The 19,492-nt window shown below is 39.0% G+C and carries 18 protein-coding genes; 7 read left to right on the top strand and 11 right to left on the bottom strand.

Annotated features, from left to right (window positions below; translation table 11 throughout):
* The 5 genes from D0T57_RS02605 to D0T57_RS02585 all read right to left on the bottom strand — a co-directional run.
* The coding region (locus D0T57_RS02605) for a hypothetical protein (RefSeq protein ID WP_368666893.1) at nucleotides 1–194 on the bottom strand (194 nt) is incomplete at its 3' end.
* Between the two features lie 26 nt (nucleotides 195–220).
* Complete coding sequence (locus D0T57_RS02600) at nucleotides 221–454, bottom strand: hypothetical protein (RefSeq protein ID WP_163270577.1); 234 nt, start codon at nucleotides 452–454, stop codon at nucleotides 221–223.
* Nucleotides 455–458: 4 nt separating this feature from the next.
* The gene (locus D0T57_RS02595) at nucleotides 459–599 is read right to left on the bottom strand and encodes a hypothetical protein (protein ID WP_163270576.1); all 141 of its coding nucleotides are present in this window, start codon (nucleotides 597–599) and stop codon (nucleotides 459–461) included.
* A 111-nt stretch (nucleotides 600–710) separates the two neighbouring features.
* Nucleotides 711–971 carry a hypothetical protein gene (locus D0T57_RS02590; RefSeq protein ID WP_163270574.1) on the bottom strand — a complete coding sequence of 87 codons (261 nt, stop codon included), beginning with the start codon at nucleotides 969–971 and terminating at the stop codon, nucleotides 711–713.
* Nucleotides 972–985: 14 nt separating this feature from the next.
* The gene (locus D0T57_RS02585) at nucleotides 986–1,204 is read right to left on the bottom strand and encodes a hypothetical protein (protein WP_163270572.1); all 219 of its coding nucleotides are present in this window, start codon (nucleotides 1,202–1,204) and stop codon (nucleotides 986–988) included.
* Between the two features lie 163 nt (nucleotides 1,205–1,367).
* On the opposite strand from D0T57_RS02585, the gene D0T57_RS02580 reads away from it, so the two are divergent.
* The 3 genes from D0T57_RS02580 (at nucleotide 1,368) to D0T57_RS02570 (ending at nucleotide 2,649) form a co-directional block, all read left to right on the top strand.
* Nucleotides 1,368–1,739 (top strand): hypothetical protein, encoded by a 372-nt coding sequence (locus D0T57_RS02580; protein ID WP_163270570.1) that lies wholly within the window; start codon nucleotides 1,368–1,370, stop codon nucleotides 1,737–1,739.
* Between the two features lie 6 nt (nucleotides 1,740–1,745).
* Nucleotides 1,746–2,330 (top strand): helix-turn-helix domain-containing protein, encoded by a 585-nt coding sequence (locus D0T57_RS02575; protein WP_163270568.1) that lies wholly within the window; start codon nucleotides 1,746–1,748, stop codon nucleotides 2,328–2,330.
* Between the two features lie 115 nt (nucleotides 2,331–2,445).
* Nucleotides 2,446–2,649 (top strand): hypothetical protein, encoded by a 204-nt coding sequence (locus tag D0T57_RS02570; protein ID WP_163270566.1) that lies wholly within the window; start codon nucleotides 2,446–2,448, stop codon nucleotides 2,647–2,649.
* A gap of 638 nt (nucleotides 2,650–3,287) precedes the next feature.
* Here the strand turns inward: D0T57_RS02570 and D0T57_RS16050 are convergent.
* The 6 genes from D0T57_RS16050 to D0T57_RS02540 all read right to left on the bottom strand — a co-directional run bounded on the left by D0T57_RS16050 (nucleotide 3,288) and on the right by D0T57_RS02540 (nucleotide 5,232).
* Nucleotides 3,288–3,398 carry a transposase gene (locus D0T57_RS16050; RefSeq protein ID WP_221412274.1) on the bottom strand — a complete coding sequence of 37 codons (111 nt, stop codon included), beginning with the start codon at nucleotides 3,396–3,398 and terminating at the stop codon, nucleotides 3,288–3,290.
* Between the two features lie 23 nt (nucleotides 3,399–3,421).
* Nucleotides 3,422–3,709, bottom strand: coding sequence for a helix-turn-helix domain-containing protein (locus D0T57_RS02560; protein ID WP_255490463.1), 288 nt, complete (start codon nucleotides 3,707–3,709; stop codon nucleotides 3,422–3,424).
* A gap of 154 nt (nucleotides 3,710–3,863) precedes the next feature.
* Complete coding sequence (locus tag D0T57_RS02555) at nucleotides 3,864–4,223, bottom strand: hypothetical protein (protein WP_163270564.1); 360 nt, start codon at nucleotides 4,221–4,223, stop codon at nucleotides 3,864–3,866.
* Between the two features lie 124 nt (nucleotides 4,224–4,347).
* Nucleotides 4,348–4,497 carry a hypothetical protein gene (locus tag D0T57_RS02550; protein ID WP_163270562.1) on the bottom strand — a complete coding sequence of 50 codons (150 nt, stop codon included), beginning with the start codon at nucleotides 4,495–4,497 and terminating at the stop codon, nucleotides 4,348–4,350.
* A gap of 5 nt (nucleotides 4,498–4,502) precedes the next feature.
* Nucleotides 4,503–4,859 carry a hypothetical protein gene (locus D0T57_RS02545; protein WP_163270560.1) on the bottom strand — a complete coding sequence of 119 codons (357 nt, stop codon included), beginning with the start codon at nucleotides 4,857–4,859 and terminating at the stop codon, nucleotides 4,503–4,505.
* The gene (locus D0T57_RS02540) at nucleotides 4,852–5,232 is read right to left on the bottom strand and encodes a hypothetical protein (protein ID WP_163270558.1); all 381 of its coding nucleotides are present in this window, start codon (nucleotides 5,230–5,232) and stop codon (nucleotides 4,852–4,854) included. The genes D0T57_RS02545 and D0T57_RS02540 overlap by 8 nt, the downstream gene beginning before the upstream one ends.
* Nucleotides 5,233–5,428: 196 nt before the next feature.
* On the opposite strand from D0T57_RS02540, the gene D0T57_RS02535 reads away from it, so the two are divergent.
* Genes D0T57_RS02535 through D0T57_RS02520 form a run of 4 tightly spaced genes read left to right on the top strand, consistent with a single transcriptional unit; the run spans nucleotide 5,429 to nucleotide 19,489 of the window.
* Nucleotides 5,429–5,935, top strand: coding sequence for a hypothetical protein (locus D0T57_RS02535; protein WP_163270556.1), 507 nt, complete (start codon nucleotides 5,429–5,431; stop codon nucleotides 5,933–5,935).
* Nucleotides 5,936–5,946: 11 nt separating this feature from the next.
* Nucleotides 5,947–7,353 carry a hypothetical protein gene (locus tag D0T57_RS02530; protein WP_163270554.1) on the top strand — a complete coding sequence of 469 codons (1,407 nt, stop codon included), beginning with the start codon at nucleotides 5,947–5,949 and terminating at the stop codon, nucleotides 7,351–7,353.
* A 12-nt stretch (nucleotides 7,354–7,365) separates the two neighbouring features.
* Nucleotides 7,366–17,487, top strand: a complete 10,122-nt coding sequence (locus D0T57_RS15760; RefSeq protein ID WP_163270552.1) for an LPD38 domain-containing protein — start codon at nucleotides 7,366–7,368, stop codon at nucleotides 17,485–17,487.
* A 7-nt stretch (nucleotides 17,488–17,494) separates the two neighbouring features.
* Nucleotides 17,495–19,489 carry a hypothetical protein gene (locus D0T57_RS02520; RefSeq protein WP_163270550.1) on the top strand — a complete coding sequence of 665 codons (1,995 nt, stop codon included), beginning with the start codon at nucleotides 17,495–17,497 and terminating at the stop codon, nucleotides 19,487–19,489.
* Nucleotides 19,490–19,492 lie beyond the last annotated feature (3 nt).

Genomic DNA, 19,492 nt, shown 5'->3' with positions numbered 1-19,492 from the left:
TCAGGCAATGATGTTATCTGTGTACCGCGTAGGTCGAGAGAACCACCGACAGTTAAGTTATCAGGCAATGATGTTATCTGTGTACCGCGTAGGTCGAGAGAACCATCATAGCGCAATTTGCCATCTTTGTTTTCTAGCGTGATGCCCGCTATTTTTTCTAATTGGCTACCGCCGATCGTTGATTGAGTTTTCATTGTTTATTTATTGTGATTAGTAAATATTATCGCGCCAGACTTTCGGCTGTAGCTATCTTTATTTTTAAATCTATATCTGACAATGTGGGATACTTTGACCTGAATAATTCTACTTGCTTTTTCTCTACTTCATCACGGTTCAGGTACATTCCGAGTTCGAAGCGAAGTGTATGCTTTGCGCTTCCTGTGTCTCTGTCGGTACATATATTGCCGAGACTGCCGATGTAGTGGTAAATGCCGTTGCGGTATCTGCGTGTCATAAGATTAGTGGTTTTGAGTGATTGAATCGTTATGATGGATATCCTCCTCTTTGTTAGAGGTAATCAAGAAGATAAATATGCCTGTAATGGTTCCGGCAAATGCGATAAAGCCTACAAATAGGAGTATGGTAAGAAGTATTTCCATTAGATTATGTGTTTTACGATGATGGCGATAAACAGAAATATCAGTATTGCCAGAAGTATGGATGTGAGTAATTGTTCGTTGGTCTTTTTCATATTCATTGACTTTAAGAATTTATTTTACTCCGTTATCTCGTAGTAGGTTTACTACTTCTCTGCGTACAGCCTCTCTGAGGAATACTCGCTTCTTGTTAGGAAGTATGAGCGTGTCGCCTGGTTGGATAAACTTCTTACCTTCCCTGATATGCTGTTGAAGGGTGGGACGCTTCATGAAAAGGTATTTCAAGCATTCTTCGTAAGACATGTAGTTGTCTTCTATAAAGTTTAGATCAACACTTGATAAGTCGATGCCGGTGTTCGATTGCTTCTTTGCCATAGGTAGGTCCTTTCTTACTTCAATCTGGTTACTCTGATTTCATCTACAAGACCTTCTTCGGTAGCATCAAAATCAAAACCTTTTTTCTTTAATCTGCTGATAGTATTTCGTACAGAATTGGTTTTAAATTGATTGCTTTTTATTGTTGAAGGCTTACCAATAGTCAGCGATCTAAGCGTCTCCGCTAAAGATGGCTTAGAGATTATTTTTGCTTTTATTGCTTCTTGATTCATGTTTTTTACTACTTTAGCTGTATTATTAATTTTTGCACCATTGGTTATACCTATTGGATAACTACAATGCAAATATAGTATTCATATGAATACTTTTGTTCTTTTTTTTGTTAAAAGTGCTCTATTGTATTCAATTTAGAATGATTATAAATAACAAACACTTATGAAAGCAGAGAAAATTAAGAAGTGGATAGTAAATTTTATTGTGATTGTGGCTTTCCTTATAGCTGCAAGGTTTGTATTTTTCACAAGCTCTAAAGAGGTTGAAGATGGAGAATATTCAAGACAAACATTTGAAGATGGGAAATATACAGCAGAAGTAAGTTACAAGAATACTTGTACAGGACATCGTAACTACTATGATTTGACAGTTGTAATTGAAGGGGATTATTTAACTACAATTATTTTTGAAAATGGCGGTAGTATAGGTAAAAATAAAATAAACACAGAGAAAGTGAATAAGGAGGGAAAGGTATTGATTAAAGCTAAAGACGGATGCTCTGAATATTATATACATATACAACACAAAGAATAAATAAATATGGAAAATGCAGTTAATAACAGAATCAGAAGAATAATCAAAGCAGAAAATATCACACAGGAAATATTTTGTACCATAATTGGTATTCCTTTGAGTACTTTAAAAACTTCTTTTCAAAGAGATTCTAATCCGAATTTTGAGTTAATGCATGGAGTAGCAGAGAATTTTCCTGCTTATTCAATGGATTGGCTAATCACAGGCAAAGGTGAAATGTATAAAACCGAATACAATGCCGGCAGGGATAACAATGTAAATGCCGGAGACAATAATAAAAACTACGCCATTAATGATAACCCTAATCTGGGTATGGTTGGTGAGAACTCCGGCAGCTACAACTACGTGTCTATGGGTGATAGGAAAGTTAAAAAATTATTGAAGGAGGGAGAGATAAGCATAGAGATGGAGCAGTCTGCGGAGATAGAGCTACTGAAGCAGACAAACGGCTTTCTCGAAGCCCGGATCAGGGACTTAGAGAAACAGATAGAATCGAAAGACAAAACCTACGAGGAGATGAAAGCCTCGAAAGACCAAACTATCGAGACTTATAAATTGATGATTGAAAATTTCATTATGACAAAAAAATGATTCTTGTTTTTTTATGTTCTGTGCGTTTATATGAAAACATGTATAATTAACATTTAGTTTAAATATTATGAGGAGTTTTTTATTAATTCTATTATCCATACTAAAATGAATGTTTATGGAATACCGAATAACCGTAAAATGTTGTGATAAGACTTATACTATTGAAGCTACTGTATATGATCCAAAGATAGATCTCGATTATACCTCTTTAGACAATGTCATATCAGGTGGGATAGAATACTGGAAAGAAAAAGATGGATTGGGGGATTTTCCTCACGAAATCATTAAGTCTGAAATGTCGATAGATGGGAAAGATTGAATTACTATAAATTATCAAGCGATGAACTGGTTATTAATAATCTTTGAAGAGCCAAAAAGCGCAGGCTTTGGTGGTATAGTGTTATTGGCAATATTAATTATTCTCTATAATAAATGTTCTTCTGAGGACAATTATCAAACAGACAATCAAACATGTACAAGAAAGTGTTTATTCTAACCAAACAGGAAACTACGTTTATGATAACTCTTCAGGTAATAACAGCAACTCTTTTTTAGAAATGATTGATGGCACTTGGAGTGGTACGATCTCTAATGATTATACAAGCTATGAAATGATTCTTGAGTGTGATTATAGCCAGAATTCTTATATAGTGAATTACCCCACTTATGGTTGCGGTGGTTATTTTAGCTTGCTGAGTAAAAAAGGAAATCAGGCTACCTTCCGGGAGAATACAACTTATGGTACACTGCTTGTACTAATGGAGATAAAATAGTATTACAAAAAGATGGTAATTATCTGATGGTATTGATTTTTCAACATAATTCTTCTCAATATAGTTATTCTGGATATATATCAAGAATTTATTAAACAAATAAGGGACAGTGTCTTATAACTTAACGACAATGGATTGAAAATCCATAGGTTATTTCAACGATTATAAGTCGTCTGAATTTCGACTACAAGTCGATGCGCAATATATCTATACACCTTAGCTGTACATCTCCCTGTAATACTTGGTAGCGATACTTAGTTATCCAGACTAAGTGCACTTGCAAGCTATTAACCATATGTGTGCTACGCCCATTTTCCATCATTCTGGGTTTTTATCAAACCCTTTTTCTATAATTTCGTTAAAGTCGTGTTTATCAATTGTATTATCTTTTTCGGCAAAATACATATACAAATCACACCCGGCTATATAACCTAAAAAAATATCTATTGTATAATTACTATCACCTAGTTCTACAGCTTTTACCTGTCCTATTTGTATTTTCCCTTTTTGCGCAACCTTGTAGGCTGTCAGCCCCCTTTCTTCACGAAAAGCCCTAAGCCTTTCGCCTAGGACTTCCCTGTAATTTTGTTTATTATTTTTCATCATTTTGTTTTCTATTAGTTTTTATAAAAAAAATTACTATATTTACAATCGATTCTGAACTACCTATATGCAATAGGTGTCTTAAATTCATAAGAATCTAGGATAAGGATTATTCCGTTGAGAAATCATGCAAGGTGGGGAGAAATCCTCGCCTTTTTTATTTAGCCATGAGAGAGGGTAAATCTACACCCCAAAAAGACAATATAAACCTATCTTTTTTATTTTCTGCAAGACCATTCTTATAAACAACAAGAAAATTTGATCCAAGCTTAGAAAGCGATTTTTTACCGTACAATACTATTTTATTATTACCATTCAATTCTGAATTTGCAACTTTCTCCCCGTTTTCTCTGACTCCAGAAGTTTGTTCACCAAAATGAAACCCGTCAGTCAAACAGATTATTTCAACTCTCCATAGTGGAGTCTCTCCAATTAATGATATAGACAAGTCAATATCAACTTCACCATGATTTACTGAACTACCTTTTACTGTTAAATTAATTGTTTTTGTTTCCATGATTTTTTTTATTTTATCGTTGTTAATATTTCTCTTAATTTGATACAACAAAGATAGTGTAAATATTTACATCATGCAAGCGTTTGGTATAAATATTTATATGTTTTGTAGCATGTTTAGATATTTATAGAAGCTCAAGCTCTATATTATAGCCTAAAGTTCTAACTACCCAAAGATTATCTATTTCTTTAGTTTTATACTTATTATAATTTTTATACAGGGCATCTTTACCTATCTTAACAATACTGCCTATTTGCAATTCAAAATAATTCATAGCGTTTATCTGTAATAATTAAATGGTACTTCTTTGTTTTGTTGTATAGAATATCCCTGCTCGAAGTCTGCACCGTCTATGCTTTGCATTATGATGAATGCTTTTCGATTTAGGTTATCGTACAGTACATATTGATTGAGGTTAGATATTTCGTGATTGATTGTCTTTAGCTCGAAACGTCTAGCTCTGTTGTTAATGTCTCTGGCTATTTCGTCTGTGGTATATCCCAGAGAAGTAACGGCTTTGTCTAACATACCTGCTTTAGCTATCCGAAGATTGTCGAATAATTTTGCCAGAGCATTGTAGTATGCTGTCTTTTCGTTTTCTGAAAATTGGCTACCGCCGAACGTTGTTTCACTCATTATCTTCGCCGTCTTCTTCTTTCTTAGCTGCACCGAATAAGCGTCTCATAAATTCGGTTTCAAAATCTTTATTTGCGTTGGCTTCCTCTTCGTTCATTGGTCGAGGAATGAAACGGCTTGCAATCTTCTCGTATAGTTTAGCTCTCTCGATAGGATCGGTTATATCTTGAAAGTCCTGTTTGAACTGATAGAACTTATCAACTGCAAACTCTTCGAGTAAGAGCTTTACCTGATTGGGCACTTTGTTCTTTGCTCCCACCGGCCTGCCAAAAGGATTATTAGAGGGCGTTCCCTTCTTAGGCCCTGGCTTCTTTCTCTCAGTTGTCTTTTTGGGGGTAATATCTTTTGGTTTACTCGCTTCCTTTTTAGCCATGATTCGTCTGTTTATTTACAAAGTTTTACAAATGTAGATTAGAGCCAGCACTTTAACTCTAAATGCTTTAAATTCTTTTCGACCACCCCGATAGTTTTTTCATCTACAACAGCCTAAGAGCTCTCTAAGTATTTTATTTGTGGGATAACAGGTTCGTGTGACCTAAATAATCTATTAATCTAGTAAACAATAGTATATGATAGGAGCAGCAATAGGGGCAGGTTTAGGGTTGGCAGGATCTATTTTCGGTGGTAACAAGGCGGGGAAGCAACGCCGGAAAATGAACCAATACCTCAACACGCAAGATGCCGAGAATACAGCTTATTATAACGCAAACGCCCTGTCTGATTACACGCAGAGAGCCGATACTCAAAATCTGATGAAGCAACTTAGAGATAATCTAAGTAAGAATAATAAGCGATCGGAGAATATGGCTGTTGTAACAGGTGCTACGCCGGAACAGCAGGCTGTAGCAAAAGAACAATCGAACAAGGCGATATCCGATACATTCTCGAATATAGGGGCAATGGGGCAACAATGGAAAGATCAGGTAACTAATCGTTATCTGAATCGCCGGGAGAATATAGCCAATCAACGTATGGGGATGATGGGGCAAAAAGCGCAATCGTACGAGAACCTGATGAATACAGGATTGAATTTGCTCGGCGGATCGGTAGGGAATATTGTAGAAGGATTATTCTAAACAGAATAAATATGTCGATACTAGATAATATACTAGGCAAGCGCAAAAAGGGTGTAAATTCATTCCTGCCTACCAATGATCAGGATTTACAGGAAGAGGTAATAGATACTTCGGGCATGCATGCAGCTAATGCTAGTGAGCAGAATAACGAACAACCTTTGCAACAAACAATAGGTAAGGCGTCGACTATGGTTAATGCTCCCGATATATCTGTAGACCCGGCTAAGGTAGAGATTAAGCAACCACTACAATCGGCAGCATTACCAGAAGTGAAGTACCCGAACAAACCGCAGGGGTTGAATGATGGCGAGTATGAACACTTGCTTAAATACTACTCTCCCGAAGCGATAACAAATTTTTCCGCTCCTTTTGATCCGAGTAGTGGGGGAAATATATTACAACGCTACTATGAATCTACAATGGCAAAGCCGGCTGCTCCCGATGAAAAGAAATTGAGGAACAGGCGAACTATTGCTGGAATTGCAGACGGATTAAGTATGCTCTCTCAAATGATTAGTGCCGGAAAGGGGGCGCATATGAGAGAACGCAATGATTTCGCCCTTCCTAAAGTAACAGCACAAGGAAAAGAAGAACAAAACAGGTATCTGCAATTGTCGCAACGATATAATGACGGACTATTCCAAGCAAGAATAAAAGATTTCCAAAAGGCACTGGATGATTATAATAATGGCAGAAAGGGTGTACAGGGTGTTCTGGCTGCGAAACAAAAAATGGATCAGGCGCAGGCTCAATTTGAAGACAAACAACGCTATGCCTATGATAAGCTTGCACAGGATAAGGCAAAACAGGATGCTGACAGGGAAGCAAAAATAGCGCAATGGGAAAAACAAAACGGTATTGCAGAAGACAGGCTGAAAGAAACAGCACGCCATAATAAAGCCAATGAGGGTATAGCATGGGCTAGAGTAAAAGATTCGCAAAACCGGACATCTGCCTATGTGCGAAATATAAATATGGGCGGTGGAAAGAATGGATTGCAGTTGATGATAGCAGCCAATCCGAATGATTCTAATGCTACAACAAACGAATTGGGAGAGAAAGTCAAGGTGTTTACCCTCACGAAAGATGAAGCAAGCAGCTATGCCCGTGCAGCGAAAGCAGATCCTTCTTTCTTCGACAGACATCCACATTTAGTATTGAGCCGTCCTGATAGGTTTACTGGATCAGGTAAAACTACTTACGCAAAGGATGATGAGATAGCAGCAGCTTACGCAAAAGAGATATATGACAGTGGCTACACTAATGCTACTGAACAGATACCGGTATCTCAAGTTGGAACATGGAGCCCTTCGTATTACAATTTTTTAGAAAATAATCCTCAGGAGTGGACTCAGGGTGATCCGTCAGAGTTGAATCCGAATGAAGCGGACGAATGGGGAAAGTTTGCAATGCCATAAAAGCTTATTATTATGCCAATATACGAAAGTAACGGAAAGAAATATAATATACCCGATGATAAGGTAGATGCTTTTAAGAAAAGCAGAAAGGATGCAAAACTGATAGATAATACACCATATTATCTACAAAACACTGTATCAACTCCACGAGAATCGAATATTTCAAAGCAAAACGATACTCCGGCCGGAGAAACTCCTGTACAACAGCCTAGCGATGGGCTAGCAGGAATATTTACCACATTTAAGGATGGAACTTCGGATTTCATACCTTCATTAAAACCTTTGCCACGAGTTGGTGATAGGACTAACCCTGTTGTTATGGACGGTTCGCTTACTCCTTTTGCTCAGGGTAGGCCATTTGCTCAAACAATACAGGATACCAGACAAAATATGCCTGCAAGCACAGAGGCTATGTTTGATATGTCGGTAGACAGATATAAGATAGCAGGTAATACTTCTGACATTGAAAGACAAGATGTAGATATTGAAGATAAAGACCTGCCTCCTGCTGCAAAAGAATGGCTTGATAGAAATAAGCAGGCTGTAACTAAATATAAATGGGTTGGTAATGACTATTTACCATTTACAGAATATGAAAATACGCCGGAGCAAAAAGCCTTTATAAAAGACTATATAGTAAATGGTGAAGAAGGCAGAATGTATGCTCAGGCTCACAAGACGTTTATAGAGGGGTTAGAATCGGAAATAAACCCACTGTTGCAGCAAATAAATAATATACAGGAGGCAACTGCTAAGGACAGGGAAGAGTATGCAAAAATACATAACATAAGCCCATCTGCACTGAAGAGTACAAATTATAGAAATGATGCGTTATTGGATAAGGCTTCGAACCTGTTGAAGAATGCTAAATTGAGATTATCGGCAAACAGGGAAGGTGGTGGATTCCGAAAAGGGCTGCATATGACCAATGAGGATATCAAAGAACTGGCTGTACTTACTGAAAGCTTCTATAACGATAAAAAGCTTAGTGAGGTTATAGACAAGTATCAGCAAGACCCCAACTCGCTATCGAAAGAAGAAAATATAATTGTCCAGGCTAAATATATAGCCGACCAGATAACAGCCGGTGTTGATCCGGGCAGTTGGTATAATATAGGACAGACAACAAAAGAATCGCTTCCTTTTATGCGGGATTTTATGCTTACTGCGCCGATAGGAGGTGCGGCATCGAACATAGTGAAAGGCGGTGCTTCTTCGTTAGCCGGCAAGACGGGGGCGAACCTATTGCTATCACGCGGTATAGGCGGTACAGTAAGTAACCTGGCAAAAGGGGCTATTGACCTCAGCGTTCGCCCTGCCGTGCAAACAATGTTCTCGCCTTCAAGTTATGCTATGGCTTATCAAGAAATGCAAGGACAGGCTATTGATAGGGATACGCAGGGAAACATCTTGTTTGATAATCGCAAAGACTTTTCTTTAACGTCTCCTTTTATAGAGAATCAGAGCGAGGTGATGGGGGAAATTGTTCTCGATAAATTATTCCAAAGGCTTCGCATTCCTCTTCCTGCTTTCCTGAAAACAAATGCAGCCAGAAGATTAAGCCAAACAACCGGTATTCAAAATCCTGTTAGTGAGTATTTGGAAGAAAAATATTCTGATCTGGCCAATATAGTGAGGGGCGAACAGACGATAGAAGGTTTTTTCGATCCGCGTAGCAATCTGGAGACATTCGGGGCTGTGGCTATTATGCAAATACCTTTCACAGCCATTAACTCAACAGGATATGGAATAGGGAAGATAAGGGATGTTCAGGCAAAGAGAGCTGCAAAGCAGGCTTATGACAAATCTAGTAATAACCTGACTGAATATTTTGGCGAAGATGCAGAACAAGCTGCGCTTGCATTCAATAATCTGGTTGATAGTAACAATGAGGAATCACTTAGACAAGAACTTGTTTCAGTGATTGAAGATGAACGGCTAGATGATAACGCAAAGAGAGCTATAGTAGAATACGTTACAGCCTATTCTGCATACTCAGGCATGAACAGAGCAAAAGCCGAACAGATACAGCAAGCTCAGGAAGAAATTACTCAAGCAGTACAGGAAAATACCAATCCGCAGATGAACGCTGTTATGTCTGCCGTTATCGGTGGTTATGACAATCCTATGCAGGTAATAGGTGGTAATATCGTTCAGAATGAAGATGGAAGTATAAACCGCGACCTTTCCGACCAATCGGTAACGATAATCGATGTAGAAGGGAAGCGTGTGCCGGTATCTATTAAGTTTGTAGAATCTATCTCTGAGAATATTCCTACACAAGATGCCATTGTCCTAGCAACAGAGCAAGTTGCTGCCCCTATTATCGCTCAACAGGAGAACGAAGAGGTGCGACCTTACGAAGTAGGTGAAGTTGTTACCGCTGATGCTTATGATAATGGTATTCCATTTACCGGACAGATAACGGAAGTAACCGAAGCAGGTAACTATATTATTGTTGATACCCAGAACGGACAACGTGCAGAGATACAGCCACGCCAGATAATAAACCAAGACAATATACAGGGAGTAGACAACGGCTCTCTGGTTCAATACAGGAACGAGAAGGGAGAAAGAGTACAGGGTACGGTTAATGATGCTTACGGCTTACGTCCGCAGGGGATGATGGATATTGACGGAGATATTGTAGCTATTTCCGATATTATAGGACTGGCAGAAGAAGAAACGGTACAAGAAGAAACAATAACAAATAGTCAAGAATCGGAACAGAAAGCACAAAGAAACGAGCAAAGTGTTACAACGCTTCCGAGTGAACAAAACAATTTGTCATATATCGAGCAGATTCCACAAAATGAAAGTGGCAGTCTTTTGTTTGAGCAGGTGTCTGTTGAAACTACTATTGGTGCTTTGAATGAAGTTTATAGCGATGCTGCCGAGCTATCGGGCGTTGTGGATGCTACTATAAGTAATATCAGCAAACAGATTGATAAAGCTAAGTCTCCTAAACCTACTGGCGACATAACAACGGATATTGCCAACAAGCAAAAAGCCAACCAGCAGATAGAAGAATTGAACAGTCGTCTTTCATATTGGGAAGGTGTGAGAAATGTCATACAACAAAGCCGACCTATCGAGCAACGTGTCACCGAACAATTGACAGGAGAAAAAGAAATTGTATCTTTAGGATCAGAAAATAACCCGGAAGATGAATCAAGAACAGAAATACCTGAACGAGTTCCACAAGGAATACATAGAGAAATCGAAGAAGTCGATAGCCGAGTGGAAGAACCAGCCCCGTACAATGGAAGACGTGAAACGTCAACAGGAGAGGCACGACAAGTTGTTAGAGGAAAGGGAAGCAAACAAGAACAGTTAGCAGCCTTAGAGCAGTTTGCTAAAGAAAACGGACTGTGGATTGAGAATACGAGTGTATTAGGAGAAGAATTTTCGCGAGGAGGAGAAAATGAAGTTCTTTACAGTCCTGATACAGATTCTGTATTTAAATTAAACAATTTTGAATATGCCGGCGATGATGTTGTAAACTTCTTTGACCGTATTGATGCCCATAATCTATTATTTGAAAACATCGGGTATAAATTAATTGGCTTTGCCCGAAATAGCAGGGGTGAAGTTTCGGCTGTTGTAGAGCAGCCATATGTATCCGAAGGAAAAGAATTAGCTACACCTAAGCAGATTGCCGATTATATGCGCAATCTGGGCTTTGAGCAAATAGATGAAGATACTTACACAAACGGACAGTATGAGGTATTCGATGCCTTTTCTAACAATGTGCTGCTCGGTGCAGATGGTTTACTATACCCTATTGACACACAGATACAGAAGAATACACAAGAGCAAACTCTTAAAGAGAAGATAGACGCCGCCGAAGCCGAGACTGATACCAACCCTACTGAAGCACAGAAAGAAGCAGGGAACTATAAAAAAGGTAAGGTTACTATACAAGGTTTCAATATCTCAATAGAACAACCGCAAGGCTCTGTTCGTAGTGGTGTGGATGCCAACGGCAAAGAATGGAGCATTACCATGAATAATACTTATGGGTATATTCGTGGTACTGAGGGAAAAGACGGAGATCATATTGATGTTTTCTTAGGAAATAATCCAGAGAGTAGCCGCGTATTCGTTATTGATCAGGTAAACCAAGACGGAAGTTTTGACGAGCATAAGGTAATGCTAGGCTTTGAAAGTGCGTTATCCGCAAAAAGAGCTTATCTGTCTAACTACGAAAAAGGATGGCAAGGACTTGGTAATATTACCGCAGTAGATATTGATACTTTCCGAAAATGGACGGATAGCGAGACAAGACGCATCAAGCCGTTTGCAGAGTATAAGGAAATACAGGATGCGAATGATGCAATGTCAGACTTCGATATCTCTGATTATGCAGGAAAGGAACTGTTTCACGGATCGCCCGATGGAGAGATAACTACAATAGATCCATACGCCCATACCCAAAATTGGAGAGAGGGCATAGGATTTTACACAACAGAAAGCAGGGACAAAGCACAGGACTATGCTAATGGAAAAACAGCAAGCAAAAATCGTAAAGTAAAAAAAGGTGCAGTTACTACCATAACATTTCCCAATAATGTGAGAGTGCTTAATATGGATGCCCCTGTCAATATCCAGATGTGGAATGAGATAGCAGGTGATTTAGGTATCCCTGTCGATAATCTATCAGGAAGCAACATGGATACTTATAATGATCTGATAGCAATATACAATGATGAGCATAGCGCAAATGATGGGCAGTATGCGGTTGAAGAGGCATTACTGAATTATGGTTATGATGCTTCAACTCACATGGAAGGACAAAACTCCAACCCACACAGGGTATTTATTTGGAAGAATGAGTTTAACCTGCCTTATGTGAATGGCGTGAGGTTGCAATCAGCAAAGAATATATTCAAGCCTGTCAATGAACGAATATTTAACTCAGTAATATCTCAATTACGTAAGACAGGGCTTGCTCGTGATATTATTACAGACAAAGCTGCTTTCGATGCAAAACTGGATGAGGTTATCAATGACAATGCTACTGCTAAACAAGTTCAATTCATGCGTACTAGTGTGGGTGATGTATATGGCTTCGTTACTCCTGATGGAACTGTTTGGCTTGACAGTACCCGGATGAATGCCAATACTCCGATCCATGAGCTCGGACACCTGTGGAACTCCTTTGTAAAAGAGAACAATGCAGAACTGTATAATCGTGGTGCTGAACTGGTAAAAGAATCGGTATACTGGCAGCGCGTAAACGATAATCCTTCTTATCGTGATCTATCTGATGAGGCTAAGGTGGATGAGGCTCTTGCAATGGCGATAGGCGATTTTGGAGAGTTACAAGTTACGAGTTACGGGTTACAAGACAAAGGTATTGTAGGAAAGATAAGGCAGTGGGTGAAGGATGTATGGAACTCTATCAGGGAGTTATTCGGTTTCAAAACGGATGTTGCTATCGAGGATATGACGTTATCCGACTTCACACGAAGGGCTGTCCGTAACCTGTTGGAAGGAAAAAGATTGGTCGATGTAATGCAACCTACTGTATTCTCCGCACAGGATATATCTGAAATGGAACAGATAAAACAAAGTTCTATTGCCAATGGTACATTCATGCTTGCACCAAACGGAAAATCAACTAAACTAAATGAGAACCAATGGTTGCAAGTGCGTACTGCTAACTTCAAAAACTGGTTCGGTGATTGGATCAATAACCCGGAAGCTGCATCGAAGGTTGTGGATGAGAATGGTGAGCCTATGGTTGTGTATCATGGAACTAATCAAGATTTTTTCACTTTCTCAAGAGAGCGTCTAGGCCAGAATACATCTGCTCAAAGTTCTGTCGAATTTTTCTTTACTGAAAACGTAGATGAAGCTCAAGAGTATGCTGATTTGGCTGCTAGGACTCAGATAAGAAATGCTGTTGAAGTTGAGAAAAAATCAGAGGAACTATTAAAACAAATAGAACAGGCTAACAGGAATGGCAATTGGGATTTGTCTGAAAGGTTGACTCTGGAATTGGAAGAATTAGAGCTTGGGGCTATACGTGATGAAGAAGGTGGACAACGAATAATTGAGGTTTTTTTGAATATAAGGAATCCGCAATCTATGAACATGAATGACAGTTTTGATGGACATGTTGTTCTAAATTCAATAGAGAATGCAATAGAAGCCAATAAAGATGGATTGATGTTAAGTAATGTCTATGATCCTGTGGCTGAACGGACGGATGCTTATACAACAAATCAATGGGTAGTATTTGCTTCTACCCAAATAAAGTCTGCAACCGAAAACAAAGGGGATTTCAATAGTGATATGAATGACATCCGCTTTCAATTAATAGGAGAGCAAGGTGTTTCAAATTTAGATAAAGCAGAAGAGGCTACTGTCCGTCTTGATAACCTACAGATTGCAAGGGGGATGGAAAGCGCAGAGAAGGATGATATGTCAATAAAGCTTGCGACTGGATGGGAGCGTGGCGCTGATGGTAAATGGAGGTATGAAATTTCCGATAGTCAAACAACTCAGAAATTTAAAGACTTAGATGTCGGAGACTCCATCAAATTGGAAGAGGCTTTGATTGATGAAACATTATTCAATGCTTATCCATCCTTGAAAGATGTAAACGTAAAAATAGTTGATACGAGAACAGAGCTCGGCTCATGGAATTCTTCGTCTAAAACTATTGAATTATCAGCTTATCTTCCCGCATACAAAGACGGTAAATTTCAATCGGATGAGATATTTGATGTTAATGCAATTGATGAAGGGTTTAGAAATGTTTTGCTGCATGAGATTCAACACGCTATACAAGATATAGAAGGATTTGCGCAGGGAGGAAATCCTTCTCAGTTCGAAGATAATTATATCAATATATTAAACAGTATTGAGTTTATAACAAATACTAAATTCAAAGGAGGTAGTACTATAGATTTATTTAATCAGTTATCTGAAAGTCCGAATGGTGATCGCTCTTTAGCTCCTATCAATTTTTACGGAAAAAAACTTGATAGACTCGCAATGCAATATGGTTATGCTGATCGTTGGCAACTGTTTGATGACTTGGATAATCAAAGTAGTTTCGTAAAATATAATAGGCTTGCAGGAGAAGTAGAAGCCCGCAATGTTCAGTCTCGAATGAATATGTCAAATAAGGAACGGTTAAATTCATTATTGAGAGACACAGAAGATGTATCAAGAAATGATCAGATATTTATTTATGACAGCCTGGGTGCTCGTGAGAGCCTGGATGCGAATATCCGCTTTCAATCGGCGAATGATGTGGCTGATGCCGCCAACTCTGCCATGACAGAGGATGTGCGCAACCAACTAGATATAGAATTGAAACGTTTCCGAAGCCGATTACGCGAGCAATGGGAAGACAGGTATCTACCTGTAAAAGTATTCTTAGACACCCTTCGCAAGAATGGCGTTGATGTTTCAGAACACAATGATCATTACAAGCAAGCTACTCATATAAACGGAAAGGTTGACGCTCAACTGGAACATTACAATAAGACGTTTCAGAAACCATTAAATAAAGCTATATCTGACCTTGAAAAAGCAGGCTTTGACTATCGGGAAATAGAGAATTACGCTATACTCAAACATGGACTGGAGCGCAACAAGTGGATGCGTCAAGATGCTATCAATAAATATAAAGAACAACACCCGGATGCTACTAAAGAACAAATTAGTCGTTTCGAGGCTAAACTTCCAGATGATTACTCTGGTATAACTGCTGTACAAAAAGAGGTGGGAATGAGTGCTGAGGAGTTTATTGCCGAATTTGAAAACAAAGCAGGTAAAAAACTAACTGATAACTTCTGGAAAAGAGTTAAAGATGCTACTAAATTTTCCATAAACAAGCAACTGGAAGGCGGACTGATAGATAAAAAAACCTTTGATGATCTTGTTAACAGATACGATTATTATATACCTCTCCGCGGACATGATGCAGAAACAGCAGAAGACCGTTGGGATTACACTAGCATGGGTACTTACTTCGTGGCACCGCTTGTCAAAGCCAAAGGAAGAAAGACACGATCGGAAAGTCCGTTCGCTTACATCTTTTCAATGGCTCAAAGTTCTATTAACTCTGCCAATAGGAACTGGCTCAATCAAACTATGCTCCGTCTGGCTCGTAAAGACACAACTGGATTGATGGGCGTCAGTCAGTCGTGGTACGTAATGGACGGAATGAGTGCGGACGGAGTGCCAACATATACAGTTCAATCCCCTACATTCTCTGAAAACGCAGAACAATACAGGGAAAATATAGAAGAGTTTGAGGAGCGGATGCAGAAGTTAGCAGAACAGGGTTTTGCATATCCAAGTGGAAGCAAACTTGATATTGGAGGTATGTTCATCAAACGTAATCAAGCCGATCAGCACGAGGTTCATGTATGGCAGAACGGGAAAGAATATACTGTATATATCAACGCTAACCCGGCCGTTGCCCGTGCGATAAATGGAACAAATGCAAAAGATTTACATAAAGATCTACGGTTCATAGCTAAGGTGTCTCGCCAGATGGCTGCTAACTTCACAACTCGTAACCCGATATTCGTTGCAACAAACTTTTCTCGTGACTATATATTCGCTTCGTCTATTCTTCCTGTAAAAGAAGATGCGAGGTATGCCGTACAGTTCCAACGTAATATACCGCGTTCGGCAGGAGCTTTGCAACGCTACATAAGAGGTAAAGCTGATTTGACAAAGAAACAAGATCAATATGTTATCGAGTATATAATGAATGGGGCAAAAACAGGGTTTTCCCATATTGTAGAACTTGATACAATACAAAAGAGAATAGAGCGTGAGATTAAAAACGGAGAAAGTAAAAATGTATTCCGTTCTTTCCTTGATATTCTGGAAGGTTGTAATGAATTTGCTGAAAACCTATCCCGACTATCGGTATATATCACAAGCAGGGAACAGGGACGCTCTATCACTCAATCTATATCGGATGCCAAAGAAGTAACCGTAAACTTTAACCGTAGCGGTGCAGGCGGATATGGTGCAGCATGGTTCAGAAGTTTATATCTATTCGTGAATGCAGGTATTCAAGCATTGTCGAACTTTGCGAAAGTAGCACAGAAGAATAAAGGCAAAACAGCAATGCTTATATCCGGCTATGCTATGACAGGCTTCCTAATGCCTATGCTTACAGTTCTTATAGGAGGGGATGACGGACTGGATGAATATATGAAGTTGAGCGATTGGGAGCGTCAAAATAATCTTTGCCTATATACAGGTAATGGATTTATAAAAATTCCTCTTCCTCACGAGTTGCGTGTATTCCACGCTATGGGAGACAATATATATCAAGCCGCTTTCGGTAAGAAGGATGCTATAGAGTCATTCCTGGATGTTTTATTAGGTTTCAGCGACCTTATACCTGCCAATCCTATGGGCGCGGTTCAAGGAAGTTGGGCTGATATAATGCCGGATGCAACGAAACCATTTTTTCAACTGGCAGCTAACAAGAATTTTACGGGGGGGAGAATAACCAACGAATGGGCAGACGAAAACAAGCCCGGATATTTACGTGTAAGGACAAATAAAAAGGGAGAAGCTTATGCACCTGCATTCCTCGTGAAACTAGCAGAATCGTTAGATAATATAACAGGAGGTGATGGCGTAGAAAAAGGCTTAATAAGCTTTAACCCAGATGAAGTAAACCATATTCTTAGAGGTTATTTCGGTGGCTTATATACCATAGGTACACAGGTAGTAACTATAGGAGATAAAATATATGAGCTTTCAGATACAGGAGAGTTCAAACTGAAAGTGCGTGAAACTCCATTAAAAACATTCTATACTTCTGCTGATGATTTGCAGACCACAAGTAGCGGTTTAAACTCCAAGTATTTTAAAATATCGGATGATATGCAGGAGACACGGAGAAAGATTAAAGGCTACCAAGAGCAGACACTTAGCGGAGATTTGACAACCGAAGAGTTTGCTGCCAAGATAAACACGTTTGCTCCAGATATTGAAAAGTATAAACGCCTCTATCCATATATGAAGCAAATAAAGAAGTATGAGAGTGCCCTGAAAGATTTAGACGGAGAGGAGCAGAAAGAAGCAGAGCGAATAATTGCCGATATGAAGAAACAAGTAATCGAAATAAACAGCATAAAATAGAATAGTTATGGTACAGAGAACAGCAAATCCAAAGCTAGCAGCTAAACTATATCCAAATAAAGAAAGAAAAAAAATAGATACTGTCCGAAACAATGACATTTTTGGGAGAAATGATGATGTGATGATGGATGCTTATACAGCATGGGCGGGTCTGGAAAGTTTTCGGGATATGGCAGAGCGAAACAAGGTGTATACTTTTGTAGATCAATGGTCGGATAAGGTGAAAACCAAATGTGGTTGGATTACTGAAAGGCAAAATATATTGAATCAGGGAAATATACCATTGCAAAATAATCGTATAAGGGGGATTGTCCGTTCAGTTTCCGGTGTTATGCGCTCTCAGCCAACAGAGCCGGTATGCTGGGCCAGAGATAGGGATAGCCAGAAAAAAGGAGAGATTATGTCAGCAACAATTCAGTATGTTTCACAGTTGAACGAACTGAATGAGTTGAATAATTCAGTATTCCTTGATTATCTGGTTACGGGTATCGGCGGATTTAAAAATACATACGGTTGGAGAAATGGAAGAATGAATGTTTGGATTGATAAGATAAACTTCAATCGGATATTTTTTGATAATCATATACAAGACCCACGTCACTGGGATTGCCACTTAGTGGGTGAAATACATGATGTCGGATTGTACGACGTCATGGCTCAATTTGCTGATGGTTCGCCAGAGAAAGCAGAAAGAATCCGAGAAATTTACAGAGAGTGCGACAGAGGCAGAACAGTTATTTACGCTCAAAATCTTACTAAATGCAATAGGAGGCAATTAAGTTTTTTTACTCCTTCTGACGAAACCAGATGCAGGGTAATCGAAGTATGGAAAAAAGAGAGTAAAGAGCGATTTTTGTGCCATGATACACTTAATGGTGATTTCTATAAAGTAGAAATTGAGGACGAACTGCAATTAATCAGACTAAACGAAAATCGCATACAGGAGCAAACAGCACAAGGGGTTGCCCCAGAGGATATGAGACTTATAGATTATGTATGGTTTATTGATAACTATTGGTATTATTACTATCTGACTCCGCAAGGCGACGTGTTGAAAGAAGGAGAAACACCGTTTTGGCACGGGGAGCATCCATACTCATTAAAGGTATATCCATTTTTTGACGGACAGGTATTTCCTTTCGTTTCTGATTTTATAGATCAGCAACGGTATATCAACAGGCTTATTACTATGCAGGATTTTGTTACCCGTGCATCGGCAAAAGGGGTTCTTGCAATAGATAAAGATGCGATACCGGAAGGATGGACTGAAAAAATGTATGCAGATGAGTGGGCATCTTATAATGGAGTAATTTTATACACAAGTAAAAAAGGAAAACTGCCAGAACAGATTGTAAATAATTCGACTAATGTAGGTTTGATTGATATGCTCCAAATACAACTGAAGTTATTGGAAGACATATCGGGGGTACAGGGCGCATTGCAGGGGCAAGCACCGAAAGCCGGAACACCTGCCGCCCTTTATCAAATGCAAATTCAAAATTCATCTACTTCTCTGACTGAGTTGTTTGAATCTTTCAGTTCATTGAAAAAAGGCATGTACACTAAAACTATGAAATTGATTCAACAATATTACGATGAGCCTATATATGTTAGAATTAATGGTAACAACTTGAGCGAAAATGCAATATTATATGACCCTAGTGTAGTAAGGGATGCAGAAATGGAACTAAGTATTGCTGAAAGCTCATCAACACCAACCTTCCGATTTATGATAAATGAAATGCTTATGCAGTTATGGAGCGCAGGAGCTATTGATGTAGAACAATTACTGGAAAATGGGAACTTCCCATTCGCTGATAAACTTCTGCAATCAATCAGGACTAAAAAACAAGAAATAGAACAAGCGCAATTAGCTATGGCTCAAGGACAACAAGGTGTGCAGCCGGGGTTGCAAAATGGCATTCCGCAGGATGTGCTTCAAGCCGTTCAGAGCCAGTCTAACCCTGTTATTACACAGATGTTGAACAAAAATATAGCGTAAAAT

The sequence above is a fragment of the Dysgonomonas sp. 511 genome (genome assembly GCF_010501105.1).
Classification (GTDB): domain Bacteria; phylum Bacteroidota; class Bacteroidia; order Bacteroidales; family Dysgonomonadaceae; genus Dysgonomonas.
Note: the sequence above shows the minus strand (reverse complement) of the source record. Positions and strands in the feature narration are given on the sequence as shown.

What these genes read in the sequence shown, in the direction of transcription:
- D0T57_RS02555 (WP_163270564.1), bottom strand. Translation starts at nt 4,223, where the DNA reads ATGGAAACAAAAACAATTAATTTAACAGTAAAAGGTAGTTCAGTAAAT.
- D0T57_RS02540 (WP_163270558.1), bottom strand. Translation starts at nt 5,232, where the DNA reads ATGGCTAAAAAGGAAGCGAGTAAACCAAAAGATATTACCCCCAAAAAG.
- D0T57_RS02560 (WP_255490463.1), bottom strand. Translation starts at nt 3,709, where the DNA reads ATGATGAAAAATAATAAACAAAATTACAGGGAAGTCCTAGGCGAAAGG.
- D0T57_RS02600 (WP_163270577.1), bottom strand. Translation starts at nt 454, where the DNA reads ATGACACGCAGATACCGCAACGGCATTTACCACTACATCGGCAGTCTC.
- D0T57_RS02550 (WP_163270562.1), bottom strand. Translation starts at nt 4,497, where the DNA reads ATGAATTATTTTGAATTGCAAATAGGCAGTATTGTTAAGATAGGTAAA.
- D0T57_RS02520 (WP_163270550.1), top strand. Translation starts at nt 17,495, where the DNA reads ATGGTACAGAGAACAGCAAATCCAAAGCTAGCAGCTAAACTATATCCA.
- D0T57_RS02535 (WP_163270556.1), top strand. Translation starts at nt 5,429, where the DNA reads ATGATAGGAGCAGCAATAGGGGCAGGTTTAGGGTTGGCAGGATCTATT.
- D0T57_RS02590 (WP_163270574.1), bottom strand. Translation starts at nt 971, where the DNA reads ATGGCAAAGAAGCAATCGAACACCGGCATCGACTTATCAAGTGTTGAT.
- D0T57_RS16050 (WP_221412274.1), bottom strand. Translation starts at nt 3,398, where the DNA reads ATGGTTAATAGCTTGCAAGTGCACTTAGTCTGGATAACTAAGTATCGC.
- D0T57_RS02530 (WP_163270554.1), top strand. Translation starts at nt 5,947, where the DNA reads ATGTCGATACTAGATAATATACTAGGCAAGCGCAAAAAGGGTGTAAAT.
- D0T57_RS02575 (WP_163270568.1), top strand. Translation starts at nt 1,746, where the DNA reads ATGGAAAATGCAGTTAATAACAGAATCAGAAGAATAATCAAAGCAGAA.
- D0T57_RS15760 (WP_163270552.1), top strand. Translation starts at nt 7,366, where the DNA reads ATGCCAATATACGAAAGTAACGGAAAGAAATATAATATACCCGATGAT.
- D0T57_RS02545 (WP_163270560.1), bottom strand. Translation starts at nt 4,859, where the DNA reads ATGAGTGAAACAACGTTCGGCGGTAGCCAATTTTCAGAAAACGAAAAG.
- D0T57_RS02595 (WP_163270576.1), bottom strand. Translation starts at nt 599, where the DNA reads ATGGAAATACTTCTTACCATACTCCTATTTGTAGGCTTTATCGCATTT.
- D0T57_RS02570 (WP_163270566.1), top strand. Translation starts at nt 2,446, where the DNA reads ATGGAATACCGAATAACCGTAAAATGTTGTGATAAGACTTATACTATT.
- D0T57_RS02585 (WP_163270572.1), bottom strand. Translation starts at nt 1,204, where the DNA reads ATGAATCAAGAAGCAATAAAAGCAAAAATAATCTCTAAGCCATCTTTA.
- D0T57_RS02580 (WP_163270570.1), top strand. Translation starts at nt 1,368, where the DNA reads ATGAAAGCAGAGAAAATTAAGAAGTGGATAGTAAATTTTATTGTGATT.